General features: G+C 72.0%; 18 protein-coding genes. 9 read left to right on the top strand and 9 right to left on the bottom strand.

Going from position 1 to position 18,811, the window contains the following annotated elements; genetic code table 11:
- Positions 1-83 precede the first annotated feature (83 nt).
- Both DEI94_RS15605 and DEI94_RS15600 read left to right on the top strand, forming a co-directional pair.
- A complete protein-coding gene (locus DEI94_RS15605; protein ID WP_111027256.1) occupies positions 84-1,442 on the top strand; it encodes an MFS transporter in 1,359 nt (452 codons plus the stop codon).
- Between the two features lie 25 nt (positions 1,443-1,467).
- A complete protein-coding gene (locus tag DEI94_RS15600; RefSeq protein ID WP_111027255.1) occupies positions 1,468-2,565 on the top strand; it encodes a zinc-dependent alcohol dehydrogenase in 1,098 nt (365 codons plus the stop codon).
- Between the two features lie 143 nt (positions 2,566-2,708).
- On the opposite strand, the gene DEI94_RS15595 is transcribed toward DEI94_RS15600, so the two are convergent.
- A complete protein-coding gene (locus tag DEI94_RS15595; protein WP_181441852.1) occupies positions 2,709-3,701 on the bottom strand; it encodes a LacI family DNA-binding transcriptional regulator in 993 nt (330 codons plus the stop codon).
- Positions 3,702-3,868: 167 nt separating this feature from the next.
- Here DEI94_RS15595 and DEI94_RS15590 point away from each other — a divergent pair, with 167 nt between their 5' ends.
- Genes DEI94_RS15590 through DEI94_RS15575 form a run of 4 tightly spaced genes read left to right on the top strand, consistent with a single transcriptional unit; the run spans position 3,869 to position 7,734 of the window.
- Entirely contained in the window at positions 3,869-5,608 is a 1,740-nt protein-coding gene (locus DEI94_RS15590) for a dihydroxyacetone kinase family protein (protein ID WP_111027253.1), read from the top strand.
- Positions 5,601-6,101 carry a ribose-5-phosphate isomerase gene (locus DEI94_RS15585; RefSeq protein ID WP_111010740.1) on the top strand — a complete coding sequence of 167 codons (501 nt, stop codon included), beginning with the start codon at positions 5,601-5,603 and terminating at the stop codon, positions 6,099-6,101. Before DEI94_RS15590 ends, DEI94_RS15585 begins: the two co-directional genes overlap by 8 nt.
- Positions 6,101-6,901, top strand: coding sequence for a triose-phosphate isomerase family protein (locus DEI94_RS15580; protein ID WP_111027252.1), 801 nt, complete (start codon positions 6,101-6,103; stop codon positions 6,899-6,901). Before DEI94_RS15585 ends, DEI94_RS15580 begins: the two co-directional genes overlap by 1 nt.
- Positions 6,898-7,734 (top strand): sugar phosphate isomerase/epimerase family protein, encoded by an 837-nt coding sequence (locus tag DEI94_RS15575; protein ID WP_111027251.1) that lies wholly within the window; start codon positions 6,898-6,900, stop codon positions 7,732-7,734. Before DEI94_RS15580 ends, DEI94_RS15575 begins: the two co-directional genes overlap by 4 nt.
- Before the next feature lie 115 nt (positions 7,735-7,849).
- On the opposite strand, the gene DEI94_RS15570 is transcribed toward DEI94_RS15575, so the two are convergent.
- Positions 7,850-9,262 (bottom strand): MDR family MFS transporter, encoded by a 1,413-nt coding sequence (locus DEI94_RS15570; RefSeq protein WP_111027250.1) that lies wholly within the window; start codon positions 9,260-9,262, stop codon positions 7,850-7,852.
- A gap of 58 nt (positions 9,263-9,320) precedes the next feature.
- Here DEI94_RS15570 and DEI94_RS15565 point away from each other — a divergent pair, with 58 nt between their 5' ends.
- Together DEI94_RS15565 and DEI94_RS15560 are read left to right on the top strand one after the other, a co-directional pair.
- Entirely contained in the window at positions 9,321-9,992 is a 672-nt protein-coding gene (locus DEI94_RS15565; protein WP_111014280.1) for a TetR/AcrR family transcriptional regulator, read from the top strand.
- A 218-nt stretch (positions 9,993-10,210) separates the two neighbouring features.
- A complete protein-coding gene (locus DEI94_RS15560) occupies positions 10,211-12,361 on the top strand; it encodes an acyltransferase family protein (RefSeq protein ID WP_111027249.1) in 2,151 nt (716 codons plus the stop codon).
- A 30-nt stretch (positions 12,362-12,391) separates the two neighbouring features.
- Here the strand turns inward: DEI94_RS15560 and DEI94_RS15555 are convergent, their stop codons facing one another.
- A complete protein-coding gene (locus tag DEI94_RS15555) occupies positions 12,392-13,036 on the bottom strand; it encodes an NAD(P)-dependent oxidoreductase (protein WP_111027248.1) in 645 nt (214 codons plus the stop codon).
- 138 nt (positions 13,037-13,174) lie between these two features.
- Here DEI94_RS15555 and DEI94_RS15550 point away from each other — a divergent pair, with 138 nt between their 5' ends.
- Positions 13,175-14,038, top strand: coding sequence for a PhzF family phenazine biosynthesis protein (locus DEI94_RS15550; RefSeq protein ID WP_111027247.1), 864 nt, complete (start codon positions 13,175-13,177; stop codon positions 14,036-14,038).
- Here DEI94_RS15550 and DEI94_RS15545 read toward each other — a convergent pair.
- From DEI94_RS15545 to DEI94_RS15520, 6 genes are all read right to left on the bottom strand, one after another.
- Positions 14,035-14,205, bottom strand: coding sequence for a hypothetical protein (locus tag DEI94_RS15545; RefSeq protein WP_181441850.1), 171 nt, complete (start codon positions 14,203-14,205; stop codon positions 14,035-14,037). The two genes, DEI94_RS15550 and DEI94_RS15545, sit on opposite strands and share 4 nt — an antisense overlap.
- A gap of 164 nt (positions 14,206-14,369) precedes the next feature.
- Positions 14,370-15,044, bottom strand: coding sequence for a response regulator (locus tag DEI94_RS15540; protein ID WP_111010729.1), 675 nt, complete (start codon positions 15,042-15,044; stop codon positions 14,370-14,372).
- Positions 15,041-16,387, bottom strand: a complete 1,347-nt coding sequence (locus tag DEI94_RS15535) for a sensor histidine kinase (RefSeq protein WP_111027246.1) — start codon at positions 16,385-16,387, stop codon at positions 15,041-15,043. The genes DEI94_RS15540 and DEI94_RS15535 overlap by 4 nt, the downstream gene beginning before the upstream one ends.
- Positions 16,374-17,411 carry a type II CAAX endopeptidase family protein gene (locus DEI94_RS15530; RefSeq protein WP_111027287.1) on the bottom strand — a complete coding sequence of 346 codons (1,038 nt, stop codon included), beginning with the start codon at positions 17,409-17,411 and terminating at the stop codon, positions 16,374-16,376. Before DEI94_RS15530 ends, DEI94_RS15535 begins: the two co-directional genes overlap by 14 nt.
- 227 nt (positions 17,412-17,638) lie before the next feature.
- Positions 17,639-17,950: an AzlD domain-containing protein gene (locus DEI94_RS15525; RefSeq protein ID WP_111014148.1), complete on the bottom strand. Its 312-nt coding sequence runs from the start codon at positions 17,948-17,950 to the stop codon at positions 17,639-17,641.
- Positions 17,947-18,711, bottom strand: a complete 765-nt coding sequence (locus DEI94_RS15520) for an AzlC family ABC transporter permease (RefSeq protein ID WP_111014119.1) — start codon at positions 18,709-18,711, stop codon at positions 17,947-17,949. Before DEI94_RS15520 ends, DEI94_RS15525 begins: the two co-directional genes overlap by 4 nt.
- Positions 18,712-18,811: the final 100 nt, after the last annotated feature.

The raw sequence follows: 18,811 nt of genomic DNA, 5'->3' as shown, positions 1-18,811 counted from the left end.
GGCTTGCGGGCGCCGCTTGGTTACGTATACAGTCGCTCGGAGCATCCGCGTGAATACGTACCCATTCTTCGAAGGAGAAGACGATGGCCCTCACTGAAGTCCAGCGCCAGCGCGCCGTCTACGGAACGCGGGACAAGAAGTCCGCCGCGATCGGCGCAGCGGTCGGCACCTGCGTCGAGAACTACGACTTCCTCGCGTACGGCACCGCGTCGGCGCTGTACTTCGGCACCGCGTTCTTCCCCGGCGCCGATCCGCTGGTCGGGACGCTGCTCTCGTTCGCCACGCTCGGCGTCGGGTTCGCGATGCGCCCGCTCGGCGGCATCATCGGTGGCTACCTCGGGGACAAGATCGGCCGCAAGCCGGTGCTCGTCGCGGCGTTGCTGGTGATGGGACTCGCGACGTTCGCGATCGGCCTGCTGCCGACGTACCAGACCGTCGGCGTCCTGGCCCCGATCCTCCTGGTCGCGGTGCGCGTCATCCAGGGCGTCGCGTTCGGCGCCGAGTGGGGCGGCGCCATCCTCATGGCCTACGAACACGCGCCGTGGCGACACCGTGGCCGCTACTCCGCGATCCCGACCGCGGGGAACCCGGCCGGGGTGTTCCTGGCGAACATCGTCTTCCTGTTCTCCGTGCACCTCGGCGGTGAGTGGGCGTGGCGGGTGCCGTTCCTCGCCAGCGCCGTCCTCGTCATCGCGGGCCTCATCATCCGGGCGAGGGTCTCGGAGTCCCCGGAGTTCGAAGACGTCAAGGACCGCGGCGAGACCGCGAAGAACCCGCTGCTCAAGGTGCTCAAGGACGACTGGCGGAACCTGCTCCGCGTCATCGGCCTGCGCCTGGTCGAGTCCGCGGGCTTCTACGTCGTCGTCACCTACATCCTCAGCTACATCTCCGGTCTCGACGCGGACCTCCGTGAGGTCGGCCTCGTCGGGCTCTGCATCGCGACCGCGATCGGCGTGGGCTCCTCCCTGTTCTGGGGCGACCTCACCGACAAGTTCGGGCGGAAGCCGATCTACCTGGTCGGGTCGATCCTCTCGATCGCGTTCGGGTTCCCGATGTTCCTGATGCTCAACTCGCAGGTGCCGGTCCTGATCGTGTTCGTCTACGTCATCGGCCTGCCGCTCATCCACGACATGCTCGCCGGCACCCAGGGCGCCTGGTTCAGCGAGCTGTTCAGCACCGACACGCGCTCCTCGGGCGCCTCGATCGGCTACCAGCTCGCCGCCGCGATCTCCGGCTTCATCCCGTTCATCGCCACCGCCCTCGCGGCAGCGATCGGTTGGGGCGGCGTCTCGCTCCTCTACGTCGCTGCCGGCGTCGTCGGCGTCGTCACGGTGCTCCTCACCCGTGAGACGTGGAGCCGGAAGGAGCGGGCCTACGTCGAGGAGGTCACCTCCGCCGTGCCGACCGCCGTGGTGGACCCGCGCGTCGCGAACCAGTCCTGAGCCACCGAAGGAAGAAGCAAGCACCATGAAGGCAATCGTCAAGACCACCGCGGCGCCGGGCGTCGAGTTCGTCGAGGACCACCCCGAGCCCACGGTCGGCCCCCGTGACGTCCTGCTCCACGTCGGCGCGGTGTCGATCTGCGGCACCGACCGCGAGATGTACGAGTGGACACCGTCGGCGGTGGCGTTCAACCTCGACCTCCCGGTCGTCCTGGGGCACGAGGTCTCCGGCACGGTGATCGAGGTGGGCTCCGACGTCAGTCGACTCGCGGTGGGGGACCGGGTGGCGCTCGAGACGCACATCCCGTGCGAGCAGTGCTTCATGTGCCGCACCGGCAACGGGCACAACTGCCTGAACATGAAGATCATCGCGATGCACGCCGACGGCGCGTTCGCCGAGCGCGTCGCGGTGCCGGAGAACGTCTGCTTCCCGCTGCCGGAGGGCATGCCGCTCGAGGTCGGTGCGCTCCTCGAGCCCGCCGGCGTCGCCTGGCATGCGCTGCAGCGGGCGGACCTCGATGTCGCCGGGCACTCGGTGTTGGTGTCCGGCTGCGGCCCGGTCGGGCTGCTCATCGTGCAGTTCGCGCTGCACCTCGGCGCCACCGAGGTGATCGCCGTCGAACCCAACCCGTACCGACGCGGCTGGGCCGAGAAGCTCGGCGCGACCGTGTTCGAGCCGGGCCCCGCCGTCGTCGAGTACGTCGAGGAGCACTACGCCCACCGCAGCGGCGTCGACGTCGCCTTCGAGGTCAGCGCGGCCGCCGCGGCGTACCCGACCATCTTCGAGTCGGTCCGCCGCGAGGGCACGATCGTCACGATCGGACACCCCGGCAACCCGGTGCCGGTCGACATCGCCAAGTACATCAACAAGAACGGGATCACCCTGCGCGGCACGTTCGGGCGCCGGCTCTGGGACACCTGGGAGGACCTCGTCGAGGTCCTCACCCGTGGCGGCGTGGACATCTCGTGGCTCATCACCCACCGGTTCCCGCTCGGCGACCTCGGCCCCGCGATCGACCTCCTCACCGGCGACGCCAACAAGGTCCTCATCCTGCCGAACGGGCCCGTCGACGGCGCGGCAACCGTCGGGGGAGCCGAGACGGTCGCCGCAACGGCGCACTGATCCGACGCGACGACCGACGAGTCCGAGGAGAGCGCATGGCCGAGACCCACGACCGGGGTGCTCCACACCTCGGCGCGCACCCCACGCTCGTCGCGCCCTCGCAGCCGACACCCGGCGGACCGGGCGGACACCGTGCCTCCCGGTCAGCGGGCCCCGGTCGACCCGCGCTCGACGAGCCGAGCGGGCACCAGCGTGTGCACCGGCTCCGACGTGTCCCCGGCGATGCGGTCGAGGAGTCGTTGCACGGACGCGCGCGCGATGCTCGTGATGTCCTGTTCGAAGGTCGTGAGGTCGAACGCACCCCACGCGGACATCGGGAGCCCGTCGATGCCGAGCACCCACGTCCGCTCGGGGACGGCGACCTCGGCCGCGCGGAGGGCGTCCATCGCGCCGTACGCGATGATGTCCGAGGAGCAGAAGACCGCGTCCGGAACGCCGTGCGCGAGCAACTCGCGCGCCGCGCGGTTCCCCGTGTCGTACGTGGTCGTGCCCCTCGTGGTCTGCTCGGCCCGGATCTCCACCCCGGCGGCCCGCAACGCCTGTCGGAACCCGGCCTCACGCGCCGGGCTCGCGAACGTGTCCGACGGGCCGAAGATCGCGGCGATGTGCGACCGACCGCGTTCGAGCAGGAACTCCGCGGCACGGACGCCGGTCCCGAAGTGATCCGTCATGACGATGTCGGCGGTCGACTCGAGGTCGGCCCGGTTGCAGAGCAGCACCGGAACGCCGCGTTCCACCAGGCGGTCGATGCCGAGCGTCTGCTGCTTCGCGGCGGTGAAGAGCACGCCGTCGACGGTGCCGGCGCCGACGCCGGCGGTCGCGAGCGGCATCGCCGGATCGTCGTCGTTCCACACCACGACGTTGACGTTCATCTCGCGCGCGACCCGCGTCAACTCGTCGAGCAGGTACGGCAGGTACGGGTTCTGGATCTCGCTGGTGACGATCCCGATCGCGCCCGCCCGCGCCGTGCGCATCGCCTTGGCCTGCGCGTTGGGCACGTAGCCGACGTCGCGCATGGCACCGAGGACGCGCTCACGGGTCTGGTCCGAGACGCTCGGGCTGCCGTTGAGCACCCGCGACACGGTCGCCTGCGACACGCCCGCGGCCCGCGCGATGTCACGGCTCGTCAGCGCCACGACGCCCCCTCTCCTCGAACCCGATGCAACGACGCTACAGCGGAGTCGACCTCGGCCTCGCCGCCACGACCTGCCCGCTGCGTGCCGGTGCACGGCCCCTCCAACCTCCACGCCGGTCGCGCGACCGTGACCGGCCAGCCGCACCACCCGATCGAAGGAGCGACACCATGACCCGCCTGTTCAACGACCCGGCGGACTTCGCGGACGAGATGGTCGACGGATTCGTCGGGGCGAACCGGCAGTGGGTCCGGAAGGTCCGCGGCGGGGTCACTCGTGCGACCACCAGCCCTGAGGGCACGGTGGCCCTGGTGATCGGTGGCGGCTCGGGACACTACCCGGCGTTCGGCGGACTCGTCGGGCACGGCCTCGCCGCCGGCGCGGCGATGGGCAACCTGTTCGCGTCGCCGTCGGCACAGCAGGTCACCGCGGTCGCGACGGCGGCGCACCACCGCGGCGGGGTGCTGCTGTCCTACGGCAACTACGCCGGTGACGCGCTCAACTTCGATGCCGCGGCGCGCGCCCTGACCGAGGCCGGCATCGACGTCCGCACGGTCCGCGTGACGGACGACATCGCCTCCGCGTCGGCCGACGAGCAGCACAAGCGTCGCGGCATCGCGGGGGACCTGTGCGTGTTCAAGGTCGCCGGTGCCGCCGCCGAGCGGGGCGACTCGCTGGACCACGTGGCAGCGATCGCGGAGCGGGCGAACGACCGGACGCGGAGTTTCGGCGTCGCGTTCAGCGGCTGCTCGCTGCCCGGCGCCGACGAGCCGCTGTTCACGGTCCCCGAGGGGCGGATGGCGATCGGGATGGGCATCCACGGTGAGCGGGGCATCGACGAGGCCGACGTCCCCACCGCCGCCGAGCTCGCCGACCTGCTCGTCGGCCGCCTGCTCCAGGAGCTCCCGGACGGTGTCTCCGTCGACGGCGCCCGCGTCGTCCCCATCCTCAACGGACTCGGCTCGGTGAAGTACGAGGAGCTGTTCGTCGTCTACGGCACCGTGCAGCGCCTGCTGACGGACGTCGGTGCGATCGTCGTGGAGCCCGAGGTCGGCGAGCTGGTCACGTCGTTCGACATGGCCGGGGTGTCGCTGACGCTGTTCTGGGTGGACGAGGAGCTCGAGCAGCTGTGGGCGGCGCCGGCCGACAGCCCCGCGTACCGGAAGGGCGGAGCGGTGCCGCAGGAGCGCGTGTCCGACGAACTCCTCGAGGCCGGCGAGCAGGTCCAGGTCACGCCCGGCAGCGAGGAGTCACAGATGTCGGCCGCGGTCGTCGCGGACGCGATCACCGCGATCCGCGCGACGATCGACGAGCACGCCGTCCGGCTCGGCGAGATCGACTCGGTCGCCGGCGACGGCGACCACGGCATCGGCATGCGGCGCGGTTCACACGCCGCGCACGTGGCCGCGCAGGACGCCGCCGCGCGCGGTGCCGGCGCCGGATCCGTCCTCCGGATCGCCGGGGACGCCTGGTCCGACGAGGCCGGCGGGACCTCCGGTGCGATCTGGGGTGCCGCCCTGGAGGCGCTGGGTCGCGTGCTCGGGGACGAGTCGCGTCCGTCGGCCGCCGGCGTCGCTGCGGCGGTGCACGCGGCGAACGAGGCGGTCCTCGCCTTCGGCGCCGTCGTCGGCGACAAGACCATGGTCGACGCGCTCGTGCCGTTCGACACGGTGCTCACCGGACGCGTCGACGCCGGCGACGACCTGGTGACCGCGTGGACCGCCGCGTCCGCCGCCGCGCAGGAGGCCGCCGACGGCACCGCCGCGCTGCTCCCGAAGATGGGTCGCGCCCGCACCCACGCCGAGCACGCCGTCGGCACCCCCGACGCCGGCGCGATCTCGTTCGCCCTGATCACCGCCGCGGTCCTCGCGGAGCTCCCCACGAAGCAGAAGGAAGGTCACCATGGCTGAGCAGCAGTTCCGCCTCGTCGTCGGCTCCGACGACGCCGGGTTCGACTACAAGGAGATCATCAAGAAGGACCTGGAGGCCGACGACCGGGTGGCGTCCGTCGTGGACGTCGGCGTCGATGCCGAGGGGCACACCGCCTACCCGCACATCGCGGTCGACGCGGCCCGCATGGTCGCGAACGGCGAGGCTGACCGGGCCATCCTCATCTGCGGCACCGGCCTCGGCGTCGCGATCTCGGCGAACAAGGTCCCCGGCATCCGCGCCGTGACCGCTCACGACTCCTTCAGCGTCGAGCGCTCGGTCCTGTCCAACGACGCCCAGGTGCTCTGCATGGGCCAGCGCGTCATCGGCGTCGAGCTCGCCCGCCGACTCGCGGGGGAGTGGCTCGGCTACAGCTTCGACACCTCCTCGGCCTCCGCCGAGAAGGTCGCCGCGATCTGCCAGTACGACGGCAGCGCGCCGGAGGGCATCGACACGGAGTCGGTGGACGCCTGATGCTGACCGCCGCGGCAGCACCCGCGCTGACGATCGGTGTGTCGCTGAAGATGTACTTCGGTCACGCCCGGACGCTGGCGTGGGCGTCCGCCGTCGCGGACATCGCCAGGGACCACCCCGCCGTCACCGCCGGGGCCGTCGACCTGTTCGCCATCCCGACGTTCCCCTCGCTCGTCCCCGTCAAGGGCCTGCTCGAGGGCACCCGCGTCCACCTCGGGGCGCAGGATCTGGCGTGGGCCGACCAGGGCGCGTTCACCGGTGCGGTGTCCGGCGCCGAGCTCGCCGAGATCGGCTGCGACCTCGTCGAGATCGCGCACGCCGAGCGCCGCTCCCTGTTCCACGAGACGGACGACGAGATCGCCGGCAAGGTGCACGCCGCGTTCCGCAACCACCTCACCCCCCTGATCTGCGTCGGCGAGGTGGGGCGGGCCTCCAGGCAGGATGCGATCGCGGAGGTGACCGGTCAGCTCGGCCGGTTCCTCGCCACCGCCACCGCAGACCACCTGGCCGGACCCGTCATCGTGGCCTACGAGCCGGTGTGGGCGATCGGCGCCACGGCGCCCGCCCCGGACGAGCACATCGTCGCCGTGCTCGCCGGGATCGAGGCGTACCTCGCGTCGCGTCCCGAGCTCGCCGGCTCGCGTGCGATCTACGGCGGCAGCGCCGGGCCGGGCCTGCTCAGCCGAGGGCAGGGCCGCATCGGCGGGCTCTTCCTCGGCCGCTTCGCCCACGACCCCGCGGCGATCGCGACCATCCTCGACGAAGTCATCACCACCAGCGTCTCGGAGCGGACCCCATGACCTCACTGCTCGGCCTGTCCACCTACGCGTACTTCTGGCGCATGTCGGATCGGGTGCCGTCGCCGATGTCCCTCGACGACGCACTCCGCGACGCCGCCACGCACGACGGTGTCGACCTGTTCCAGATCTGCGACCACGCACCGCTCGACACGGCGTCGGACGAGCGGCTCGCCGGGATCCGCTCGCTCGCGGACGAGCTCGGGCTGACGCTCGAGGTCGGCACGCGCGGGACCGACCCGGAGCACCTCGCCCGGTACCTGCACGTCGCACAGCGGCTCGACGCGGTGCTCGTCCGGTCGATGTGGAGTGCCGGCGACGACGAGCCGGACGCCGTCGAGACCGACCGGCGCTTACGGGCCGCGCTGCCGGCGTACGAGGAGGCCGGGGTCACCCTCGCCCTCGAGACCTACGAACGGGTCAGCTCGGTCGAGCTCGTCACGACCGTGGCCGCGATCGGGTCGCCGAACCTGCGGATCTGCCTCGATCCCGCGAACACCGTCGCGAACCTCGAGCACCCGGCCGACGTCGCCGCCCGGTGCGCTCCGTACACGGCGAACTGGCACGTGAAGGACTTCGACTTCACCCGTTCGCCGGGCTGGGTCGGGTTCCAGTACACCGGCGTCCCGTTCGGCACCGGTCGGCTCGACTACGACGGCATCCGGGCGGCGATCGAGCCCGACGCCCGGGGCATCAACCGTGTCATCGAGTTCTGGCTCCCGTGGCAGGCCGACTCGGCGGATGACTCCACCGGGGACGCCGCGTCGAGGAGCATCGCCGTGGAGACGGACTGGGTCGCCTCGACGGTTGCCGCCCTCTCCGCAGCCCGCGCGTGACCGACCTGAGCATGACCGGAGCGTCCCGGACGTCCGCCGGCTGGTCCACGCGATCCGCACGAGCGGCTTCGCGACCGCCAGCGCGCTGAACAGGGGGTTGCGGAGTGCACCACGGTCAGCGCGACGCCCTCCGGAGGAACGCAGCCAGCACCAACGGCACCGCACTGAGCCCGAGCACCCACCAGAACGTCGCCCCGAAGGCACCGGCCGCGGCGGCCGGCGACCCCGCGGAAGCCAGGAAGTGCTCGAGGACCACCGCGACCACGGTGACGCCGAAGGGCGCCCCGACGCGCTGCACGATGCTGAAGGCGGCGCTGCCGCGCGGGGTCTCGTCGTGGCTCAGGCTCGCGAACGCCAGGGTCATCACCGGGAGGGACGCGGCACCCATCCCGACTCCCTGGACGAACTGCGCGACGAGCAGCAGGACGGAGTGACCATCGACGCCGGCGAGGGCGAAGGGGACGATCCCGAGCATGAGGAGCACCACGCCACCGCCGACGACCAGGCGGCCGTCGAGCTTCGCCGTGAGTCGGCGGCTGAGCACGATGAAGAGCATCGTGCCGAGGCCCTGCGGGATGAGCAGCAGGCCGGTGTGCAGGACGGAAGCGCCGCGGACCTGTTGGTAGAACAGCGGCAGGAGGAACATCAGGGCGTACATCGAGAAGCCGCCGACGAACGTGATGACGCTCGACAGGCCGAAGCTCCGACGTGCGAAGACGCGGACGTCGACGAGCGCATGGGTCCGGTTACGGAGTGCGGAGGCGACGAAGCCGACCAGGAGCGCGCCTCCCGTTCCGAGCGGGAGCCAGACGTCGGTCGCGGCGAACCCGTGGTCCCCGGTGAGCCGGCTGACGCCGTACGCGATGAGCGCGACCGCGGGGGTGAGGAGCACGAACCCGAGCACGTCGAACCGGCTCCCGCGCTGCGCGGGTGCGGACGGCAGGAACAGCGGGCCGAGCACGAGAGCGGCCAGGCAGATCGGGATGTTGACGAAGAACAGCCAGTGCCAGCTGACGGATTGCACGATGGACCCGCCGATGATCGGCCCGAGGATCGGCGCGAGCTGCCCGATGAGCCCGATGGTGGCGATGGCGCGGCCGATGCGCTCGCGGCCCGCGGCGCGGGTCAGGATCGTGATCGTCACCGGGAGCACCAGACCGCCCCCGACGCCCTGCAGCACCCGGAACACGACGAGTGACGGGAGGGACCACGCGAGTCCGCAGAGCAGGGAACCGACCATGAAGGTGGCGACCGCGACGATCCATGCGGTGCGGGCGCCGAGGCGTTCGGACACCCAGCCGGACACCGGGATCACCGACACGAAGGCCAGGAGGTACGCGGTCGCGACCCACTGCGTGCGGGCGACCGACTCGTGGAACGTGTGGTGCAGATGGTCGAGCGCGATGTTGACGATGGTCGTGTCGAGCAGCGTCGTCAGGGCGCCGAGGACGAGCACGAGGCTGATCAGGGTGAGCCGCCGGTCCGTGACCGGGCCGGGAACGGCCGGAGCCGTGAGGGAAGTGGTCATGCGGCGTAAACTACACCGTGCAGTGTAGGAAGTACACCCGTCGGTGTAATGTGGCCTGGTGGCTGCCGCGACCCCTCAGGACCCGACATCGAAATCGACGTCGAAGACCATCCGTGCCGGGCAGGCGCACAAACGGAGCGCGATCCTCGCGGCAGCGCGGGACCTCTTCGTCCTGGACGGTGTCGAGCGCACGAGCATGGACGCCGTCGCCGCGCGCGCGAGCGTCTCGAAGCGGACCGTGTACGACTACTACGGCGACAAACGCGGGCTCCTCCTCGGTGTCGTCGTGGCTGCGGGGGAGTCGCTCGTCGAGACGCTCCGGCAGGCCATCGCGGACCACCTGGCCGACGACGCTCCCATCGCCGACCAGGCCGCGCTCGAACGCGCGCTCGTCGGGTTCGCCGTGCAGATCGGCGAGACCATGCTCGGCTCTGCCGACTACGGGAGCACCATCAAGCTCATCGGTGACAACCGCGCGATCCTCCCCGAGCTCGCGCACCACCCCCTCAACTCGGCACCGGAAGCGGCGCTCGCCGAGCGGATCGCACACTTCGCGGACGTCGGTCTGCTCGACGTGGACGACGCGTTCCTGGCGGCCGACCACTTCAACGCCCTGACCACCCTGCTGGCCATGAACATCCGGTTCCCGGATCAGCTGTCCACGGACGCGACCCGCAGGACGATGGCCGACGGAGTGCACGCCTTCATGCGGGCGTACGGCGCGCGCTGAGCCCCGGCGGCAGCACGGCGTGCTCGTGGTGACGTCGTCGTGGGCGTCGAACACCGGTCGTCCTGTCGAACACGGCGATCCCGGTGTTCGACCGGACGCGAGGTGTGCAACACGGTGGGGCCGCGTTCGCGGTCTCCGCAGAAGAACGCTGAACGGAGTCTCAGACCCCGGGCCGGTCCCCGCCGGGCTGTCGACACGAAGCGCCGAGAAGGCGTCGCATAGGATTTCCGAGGATTTTTCGTCGGCGATGCAGAAGGAACATCATCGGAACGCGGGTACGGCAGCAGATCGAGGGGCGGTTCCGCCCCGAGATCCAGGGGCTGCGAGCAGTGGCGGTCACCTCGGTCGTCCTCTACCACCTCTGGCCGAACCGCCTCCCCGGCGGCTACGTGGGGGTCGACGTCTTCTTCGCGATCTCCGGGTTCCTCATCATCGGACACGTGCTCCGCGAGGTCGAGCGGACGAACCGCCTGGACGTCCTCGCCTTCTGGGCCCGACGGGCGCGACGACTGCTGCCGGCCAGCATGCTCGTGCTCGTCGCCACGGGAGTCGCCACGATCCTCTGGGTCCCGCAGGTGCTCTGGCTCCAGTACCTCAAGGAGATCAGCGCCTCCGCCGTCTACGTGCAGAACTGGGTGTTGTCGGCGAACAGCGTCGACTACCTCGCCGCCGGGAACTCGGCGTCCCCGGTCCAGCACTTCTGGTCGCTGTCGGTGGAGGAGCAGTTCTACATCGTCTGGCCGCTCATCATCCTCGGCGTGCTCGCGCTCCGGCGCTGGCGGCGGAACCTGCAGGTCAAGCGGGTCCTCTTCCTGCTCATCGTGATGGTCTCGCTCGCGAGCTTCGTGTACTGCATCGTCGACACGGCGGCCAGCCCGGCGTCCGCCTACTTCGTGACCACCACCCGGGCGTGGGAGTTCGGGGCCGGCGGGATCCTGGCGTTCATCACGGCACATCGCCGGAAGCCCCGTCGGCACATCGCGGCGACGATGAGCTGGACCGGCATCGCCATCGTCGCGCTCACCCTCGTCGTGTTCACGCCCGCGACGCCGTTCCCGAGCTACACGGCGCTCCTGCCGGTGGTCGGCACGCTGCTCGTCATCGCGGCCGGGACGCCGCACATCTGGTGGTCCCCGACCCAGGTCGCTCGGCTCCGTCCGGTCCAGTGGCTCGGCGCGATCTCGTACTCCCTCTACCTCTGGCACTTCCCGCTCCTGACGATCCTGCCGCTCGAGCTCAAGCACCCGCTCGGCACCAAGTCCAAGATCGCCGTCATCGTCGTCGCGGTGCTCCTGGCCGTGCTCACCAAGCGATTCGTCGAGGATCCGGGACGGACGTGGAAGGTCCTGGTCAACCGACGTCCGCTCATCACGATCGGCGCGACCGTCGCCGTCACGGTCCTGGTGCTGAGTGGCGGGGGCGTGGCGACGATCGCGACGAACCACTCCATCGCCGCGCAGGCGGCCGAGGCCCGGGCCGAGCTCGCGAAGCTCAAGAGCTGCGCGGGAGCCCGGGCGATCGAGTCGCTGTCGACGTGCCCGGATCCGTTCACCCCGAACACCCTGACGGATCCGGCGTTCGCCGCGACGGACATCGGGAAGGGCGTCGCCACCGTCGACCCGTGCAAGCAGGGTCTGACGCAGACGGCCGTGATGACCTGTCGCATCGGGGACACGACGGCCCCGACGAGGATCGTCGCGCTCGTCGGCGACTCGCACGCGGGACAGCTGCTCGAGCCACTCGACATCTACGGTGCGGCACACGGCATCGAGTTCGTCACGTACCTGAAGAGCTTCTGCGCCGGGCTCGGTGCGCCGGGCGTCGCCGCGGCGGGCAACGGTGTGCGGGCCGATGTCGACAGCTGCGCCGCATGGGGAGTCTCGGTCCAACACGACATCCTGGCGAACACCCGGATCCAGTCCGTCGTCTTCGCCGACTTCACGCAGTCGTACGCGTCGACCGGTGCGCCGTGGAGGCCCGCCACCGCGACCGATTTCGAGAACGTGTGGAGACCGCTCCTCGCGTCCGGCAAGGGCGTGATCGCGATCCGGGACACACCGAACGCGGCGCAGATCGACGTCCCGCAGTGCGTCGCCCAGCACATCTCGGATGTCGATCCGTGCTCCACGCCGCTCGCCGAGGCCGAGCCGGCACCGGCGGCCAACCCGATGCTCGTCGCCGCGGCGGCCATGCCCGAGGTCAAGACCGTCGACCTCACGTCGTTGTTCTGCACCGGGGCGACCTGCCATTCCGTCATCGGCGGCCTGGTCGTCTACTTCGGGTGGCACCACATGGACGCGACGTTCGCGCGGACGACCGCGCCGTACGTCGGCGCAGCCATCGACGCGCTCGTCCCGACGCGTTCCTGATCACGGATCGGTCGGGAGGCGTGGCCGGCGTCAGTTGGCGAGGTTCACCTGCGTGCGGTGCAGGTCCGTCCGCTCGATCTGGTCGACGAAGCCGATCGCGTAGTCCTGCGCGGAGATCGCTCCGCCCTCGGCGACCACCGCGACGTCGGTGCCGACCCGGTACGAGCCGGTGCGCTCGCCGGGGGCGAAGGAGCCGAACTGGAGGGGCGGGCTGACGAACACCCAGTCGAGCGCGTCGGGCGCGGCGGGGAGGTCCTCGAGGATGAGCGCTGCGCCGCTCTGGACCTCGTGGTGCAGCTCGGCCGGGACGGCGCTGAGGTCCTCGACGTACCGGGGTGCCCCGGGCGCGGGACGCAGCGACGAGAACCCGCCGACCACGAACAGCCGAGCACCGGCGGACGCGGCCCGTCGCGCGATGGTGCGGTTGACCTCCCGGAAGGTGTCGGTGAGGTCGCCGCGCGGGGCGAGCGCGGCGACGACGACGTCGGCGTCCTCGATGACCGGGGTGAGGACGGCTTCGTCCGAGGCGTCGCCCTGCACGTACCGGACGCCGGGGACCTGGTCGGTCGGGAGCGAACGGCTGAGCGAGGTGACCTCGTGACCACGGGACGCAGCCTCGGCGACGATCGCCGATCCTGCGTAGCCGGTGCCGCCGATGACGGAGATGCGGGACATGGGAGCCTTTCGGACGGAGGAGTGCACGGGCGCGACGAGCCGGCCCGATTCCACGGTAGGAGCGCCCGTGAGAGAGCGGAAGTAGGCACTTCAGGGTGCCTGTCACGCCCCGCTGGCCGGGCCCGGTAGACATACGGCATGAGCACCGCACCCAGGACGCTGCAGTTCCGCGCCTTCACGACGACGAGCGACGACCCGCGGTCCGGCAATCCGGCGGGGGTCGTGCTGCACGCCGAGACGTTGACCGACGCGGACATGCTCGCGATCGCCGGCGAGCTCGGACACAGTGAGACCGCGTTCCTCACCGCCGTGACGCCCAGCTCGGCGCGGATCCGCTACTTCACGCCGCGGGCGGAGATCGCGTTCTGCGGCCACGCGACCATCGCGTCGGGCGTGGCGCTGGCGCGGAACGGCGCCGAGGGCGTGGTCGACCTGACCACGAACGCCGGCGTCGTGCCGGTCGCGGTCCGTCCGGACGGCGCGACCCTCACCGCCGTCGCGACGACCGTCGCACCGCTCCCCGACGCGGTGCTCGGCGAGCTGCTCGACGCGCTCCGTCTGTCGTCGACGGACCTCGACCCGGCGCTGCCACCGGCGTTCCTGTCCGGGGGCAACCCGCACCCGCTCGTGCCCGTCCGCGACGGCGTCCTCGCCCGGCTCGACCACGACGGCGACGCGGTGCTCCGCCTGCAGGTCCGGGAGGGATGGGACGGCACGATCGCGGTCGTGCACCGGCTCGACGCCACGCGGTTCGTGAGCCGTCACCCGTTCCCGCGCGGCGGTGTCCGCGAGGACCCGGCCACGGGGTCGGCTGCCGCCGCGCTCGGTGCCTACCTGCGGGACGGCGGCCACGTGGCGGTCCCGGCGGTGCTCACCGTCGAGCAGGGTGCGGAGACCGGACACCCCTCACGCATCACCGTCGAGGTCCCCGCGACGGGTCGCATGCGGGTGAGCGGGACGGTGGAGGAGCTGGCGGGGCCCGGTCTCCGGCCGACTGCCTAGACCCGCGACGCGCCGCTCCGCACGAGTCGGATGACGAGCAGGATCGCGGCGACGACCAGGACGATGATCCCGACCGTGATCAGGAACTTCAGGGTCGCGACGAACGCGCCGATCAGCAGCAGGATGATGCCGATGATGGCGAGGGTGACCCACAGGGCGTGGTTCATGATGTGTCCTTTCGAAGGGGTGACGTGCCCTTCTCGGCCGGACGGTACGCGTTCCCCGGCGTCGGCGACCGCCGTCCGCGCGAAGTCGGTCCGACCTCCTCGATCCCGCGCGCGTCTTCGTGGATCCTGGGTCCGGCAGCCGCACACTGTGCGTCCTGCTCCGGTCACCGCTCCGCGTCGGGCACCGTCACGACGCGGTTCTGGTACGCCCAGACGACGGCCTGCAGCCGCGATCGCACACCGAGCTTCGGCAGCATCCGGGCCAAGTGGGACTTCACCGTCGAGACCTCGACGACGAGCGCAGCCGCGATCTCCTCGTTCGACATGCCCTGCGCCAGGAGCATGAGCACGTCGCGCTCCCGCTCGGTCAGCAGCTCCGTCCCTCGCCCGCGTGTCACGGGCTGGAGCGCGCGCCGTTCGACGAACTCGCGCAGCACCCGGCGGGTGAGTGCTTGGTCGAGCGTGCCGTTGCCGGCGGCCACCTGCCGGACGGCGGCGACGATGGTGTCGGGGTCCGCGTCCTTGAGCAGGAAGCCCGACGCACCGGCCTCGAGCGCGCCGAACACGTAGTCGTCGAGATCGAACGTCGTCAGCATGAGGACCGGGATCGGGGGATCCGCCTCGGGACCGCACAGGGCCCGTGCGACCTCGATGCCGTCCACGACGGGCATGCGGATGTCGAGGCACGCGACGTCCGGGTGCTCCGACCGTGCGAGGGCGAGTGCCTCGCCACCGTCCGTCGCGACGGCGACGACCGCGATGTCGGGTTCGGCGTCGAGCAACGCGGACAGACCGGCGCGGACGAGGGGCTGGTCGTCCGCGATGAGGACCCGGATCACGACGGCACCTCCGCTCCGACGGCCGGGGCGTCAGGACCGCTCGCCGCCCGCGGGACGACGAGGCGGACCTCCCACCCGCCGTCCTCCGTGGGACCGTACCGCAGGTCGGCGCCGACGAGGTCGGCTCGTTCGCGCATGCCGACGAGCCCGTGACCGCCCGAGGAGGACCGTGGTGCGGCCTCGCGTGCCGGTCCGTTCCGCACGACGACGGTGACGTGGGTGTGCTCGCGGTCGTCGAGCTCGACGGTGGTGGCGGCACCCGGGGCGTGCAGGGCGGCGTTCGCCAGGGCCTCCTGGACGGTCCGGTACGCCGCGAGCTGCGCGAGCGGACCGACGTCCGAGCCGACCGACGGGCTGGCCTCGGGCTCGCCGCGCAGCACCCGCAGCGTGACCCGGCCGTGCCGCTGCGCCCGCGCGACGAGGTCCGGGACCGCCGCCAGGGTCTCGACCGACCGCTCGGCCAGGGTGTCGTCGCGGAGCAGCCCGACGAGCCGCCGGAGGTCGTCGAGCACCGCCGTGCTCTGCTCCCGCACCTGGCGGACGGCGGCGTGGGCACGCTCGGGGTCGGTGTCGATCTGCCGGTCGATCACGGCGGCCATGAGCGCGATCCCGGACAGGTGGTGCGCGGCAATGTCGTGGAGCTCCCGCGCCATGGCGGCTCGCTCCCGGGACACGGCCGCCTCGACGCGCGCGTCCTGCTCGCGGACCACCGCGTCCCGCTCCCGGAGCACGGCGTCCTGCTCCCGGACGACCGCGTCCCGCTCGCGGACGACCGCGTCCCGCTCGCGCGCCCGCGCCGCGCGGACGTCCAGGCGCGACCGGACGACCAGGGTCACGAGCAGTGGCAGGCCGATCACGGCTCCCGCCTGGCCCAACCCCTGCGTGATCGCCTGCACCGGTGTCGCGCCGTAGCCGGTGAGCTGCGAGACGGCTTCCTCGATCCCGACGCCCACCGCCGCTGTGACGAGGGCGGGCCACAGCCGCGCGACGGGCTGCCGGAGCACCGCGAGCAGGACCGCCACCATCACCGCGAGCGTCGACAGACCGTGCAGCACGGACGGGGCCACCATCACGAGGACGGCTGCGAGCACCGCGACGGCCACGAGCGTCGTCCGCGGTCGGCTCCGCGCCCACAGCAGCACGCACGCCTGGGCCGTGAGCACGGCGGCGACGACCCACCAGGACGGGTCGGCGGGCGAGGCGAACTGGATCTGGGCCGAGTCCGGATCCCCCGCCGCCATCGCGGGTGCGCCGAGCAGGAGCGCGATCACCGCGACCGCGTCGGCCGCGGCGACCAGGACGTCCACCCGCCGCACCCGCGGGCGGGCCTCAGCGGTGACCATCGCTCGAGTCTACGAGTGGCGACGCGGAGGGCCTCGGGGCAGCAGCGGGTGCGGTGCCGGCCACGACGGCGGAGGCGGGGTCCTCCGCTGGGCCGGTGCCGGGCCTCCCGGCCGTGCCGGCGACAGGACCGCGGTAGCCGAGCCGACCCCGCGTCGCGACCACGATGACGACCGCGCCGATCGTCGAGGTGATGAGCAGCGCGAGCAGCATCGTCTCGGCACCGATGCCCGGGAACATGTCGCTCCACAGGACCGACGCCGTGGTGTTGACGCTGACGTGGAGGAGCACCGCGAGCGGCAGGCTCTCACCCGACCGGTTGAACACCCACGACATCACGACGGTGAACGCCATGCAGAACCCCACGAACACGAGCGGTTGCGTCCAGTGCGCGGTCGGCCATCCACCCCAGTCCGTCAGGAACAGCGGCAGGTGCCACAGCCCCCAGAGCGGCCCGAGCACGAGCGCGGCCCGCATCGGGCCGAACCGGCCCTGGAGGCGCGGCAGGGCGAAGTCCCGCCAGCCCGGTTCCTCCGCCAGTCCGGTCGTCACGACCTGGAGGAGCAGCGCCGGCACGTAGGCCGCCAACGCCAGCGCGGACGGTGCGTGGACGACCCCGCCCGCGAACGGCAGCCCCGACAGGACGATGAGCACCGGAACGCCGAGCAGCACCGTCACGTACCACTGCCACCGGACCCGCCACCGCCACAGCCGGCCGGCCCACACCCGGAGGCCCGTGCGACCGTCCGCCGCGGCCGTCACGACGAACGCCGCGGTGACCGGTCCGAGGAGTGCGCCCGGCAGGACACCCGACAGCTGCGCGGTGCCGAGGACCTCGGGGAAGTGGAGGTCCCACACCCCGAGGCCGTGGGGCGACAGGATGTACGGCAGCCACGCCAGCCAGCTCGTCCCGAGGGCGAGCACGGCGAACGTGCGGAGAGGGTTGCGGGCGACGACGCCGCGGAGCCCGCCCGGAGCGGGCCTCGTGCTCCTGCGGTCCGTCCCCGGTGCGCTGATGGTGGTCATGGTGCCTCCGTCGGTCAGGTGGCCGCGGTTCGACCACATCCCGACGGTAGGAATCGCGGGTGCCCGGCCTCGACGGGCGGAGGGACGCAGCTCGCGATCTCCATCGGAGGATGCAAGGGGCCGGTCTGCGCCCCTCCGTCGATCCTGCGCATGCCGACGACGAGTGCGCATGCGCCCCCACGTCCCGTTGTCGTCCGCGTGAGCACATGGCGCGAGCAGACCCCGCTTCAGGACCAGCCGAGCGCCCGCAGTACCGCGGCGGTCACGGCGGCCAGCGCGACCACGACGATGAACGGCGCCCGCAGCACGAGCGCGACGATCGCCACGACGAGCCCGGCCGCGCGCGCGTCGAGCACCAGGTGCGTCGCGGTCGAGAACGTCTGCAGGACGACGAGCGAGGCGAGCAGGGCGGCCGGGAGCATCTCGCTGATGCGGGCGACCCGGGGCTCCTCGAGCACGGCCGGGGGGACGGTGTAGCCGGAGAACTTGAACCCGTACGCGATCGCCGACGCCACGATGACCGCGATCCACGCGGTCACGACGCGGCCCCGGTCGCATCCGGCCGGGAGGGCCGCCACCGGTCGGGCCACCACCATGCGATCACCGCGCCCACGCACGCGGCGGCGAGCACCGGGAGGCCCTGTGGGATCACGGGGATGAGTGCGGTCGTCACGATCCCGGCGACGATCGCGATGGCGACCGGTTGCCGTGCCCGCAGCCGCGGCCAGAGGAGTGCGATGAACGCGGCCGAGGCGGCGGCGTCGAGCCCGTAGCGCTTCGGATCGCCGAGCGCGGACCCCGCGAGGGCCCCGACGAGCGTCATGACGTTCCATCCGATGTACACGCCGAGGCCGGTCACCCAGAACCCCAGGCGACGGAGCGGCCGCGAGGACTGCGCGACCGCGACCGCCGTGGACTCGTCGATCGTGAGCTGGGGGACCACGATGCGACGCCACCCGCGGGGGAGCATCGTCGGACCGAGTTGGAGCCCGTAGAGCGCGTTCCGGATGCCGAGCAGGGAGGCGGCCGCGATCGCCGCCCCCGCGGTGCCGCCGCCGCCGAGGATCCCGACGAGCGCGAACTGCGACCCGCCGCTGAACAGGAGGAGCGACAGCAGGCAGGTCTGCACGACGCTGAGGCCGCTCGCCACGCTCAGCGCGCCGAAGCTCACGCCGTACAGTCCGGTCGCGACGGCGACCGAGACGCCCTGGCGGACGACGGCGCGCCGAGCGGTCGCGACATCCGCCGTTCGCTCGGGGCCGTCGTGCTCGTCGGCGGGGGTGGGGGAGCCGTCGGTCATGCCCTCAGGATGCCGCAGGCCGGCTGCGCCCGGGCGCGCCCGCGTGTCCCAGACGCGCAGTTCCCTGTCAACCCCGGCGTCCGGGCGCCACGGCTGCGAT

The sequence above is a fragment of the Curtobacterium sp. MCBD17_040 genome, assembly GCF_003234805.2.
Taxonomy (GTDB): domain Bacteria; phylum Actinomycetota; class Actinomycetes; order Actinomycetales; family Microbacteriaceae; genus Curtobacterium.
This window is presented reverse-complemented; position numbering and strand designations above follow the sequence as displayed.

Excerpts from the sequence above, each read along its gene's own strand:
- DEI94_RS15585 (WP_111010740.1), top strand. The coding sequence starts at position 5,601 with ATGGCTGAGCAGCAGTTCCGCCTCGTCGTCGGCTCCGACGACGCCGGG.
- DEI94_RS15580 (WP_111027252.1), top strand. The coding sequence starts at position 6,101 with ATGCTGACCGCCGCGGCAGCACCCGCGCTGACGATCGGTGTGTCGCTG.
- DEI94_RS15590 (WP_111027253.1), top strand. The coding sequence starts at position 3,869 with ATGACCCGCCTGTTCAACGACCCGGCGGACTTCGCGGACGAGATGGTC.
- DEI94_RS15555 (WP_111027248.1), bottom strand. The coding sequence starts at position 13,036 with ATGTCCCGCATCTCCGTCATCGGCGGCACCGGCTACGCAGGATCGGCG.
- DEI94_RS15575 (WP_111027251.1), top strand. The coding sequence starts at position 6,898 with ATGACCTCACTGCTCGGCCTGTCCACCTACGCGTACTTCTGGCGCATG.
- DEI94_RS15545 (WP_181441850.1), bottom strand. The coding sequence starts at position 14,205 with ATGAACCACGCCCTGTGGGTCACCCTCGCCATCATCGGCATCATCCTG.
- DEI94_RS15605 (WP_111027256.1), top strand. The coding sequence starts at position 84 with ATGGCCCTCACTGAAGTCCAGCGCCAGCGCGCCGTCTACGGAACGCGG.
- DEI94_RS15535 (WP_111027246.1), bottom strand. The coding sequence starts at position 16,387 with ATGGTCACCGCTGAGGCCCGCCCGCGGGTGCGGCGGGTGGACGTCCTG.
- DEI94_RS15520 (WP_111014119.1), bottom strand. The coding sequence starts at position 18,711 with ATGACCGACGGCTCCCCCACCCCCGCCGACGAGCACGACGGCCCCGAG.
- DEI94_RS15600 (WP_111027255.1), top strand. The coding sequence starts at position 1,468 with ATGAAGGCAATCGTCAAGACCACCGCGGCGCCGGGCGTCGAGTTCGTC.
- DEI94_RS15550 (WP_111027247.1), top strand. The coding sequence starts at position 13,175 with ATGAGCACCGCACCCAGGACGCTGCAGTTCCGCGCCTTCACGACGACG.
- DEI94_RS15530 (WP_111027287.1), bottom strand. The coding sequence starts at position 17,411 with ATGACCACCATCAGCGCACCGGGGACGGACCGCAGGAGCACGAGGCCC.
- DEI94_RS15570 (WP_111027250.1), bottom strand. The coding sequence starts at position 9,262 with ATGACCACTTCCCTCACGGCTCCGGCCGTTCCCGGCCCGGTCACGGAC.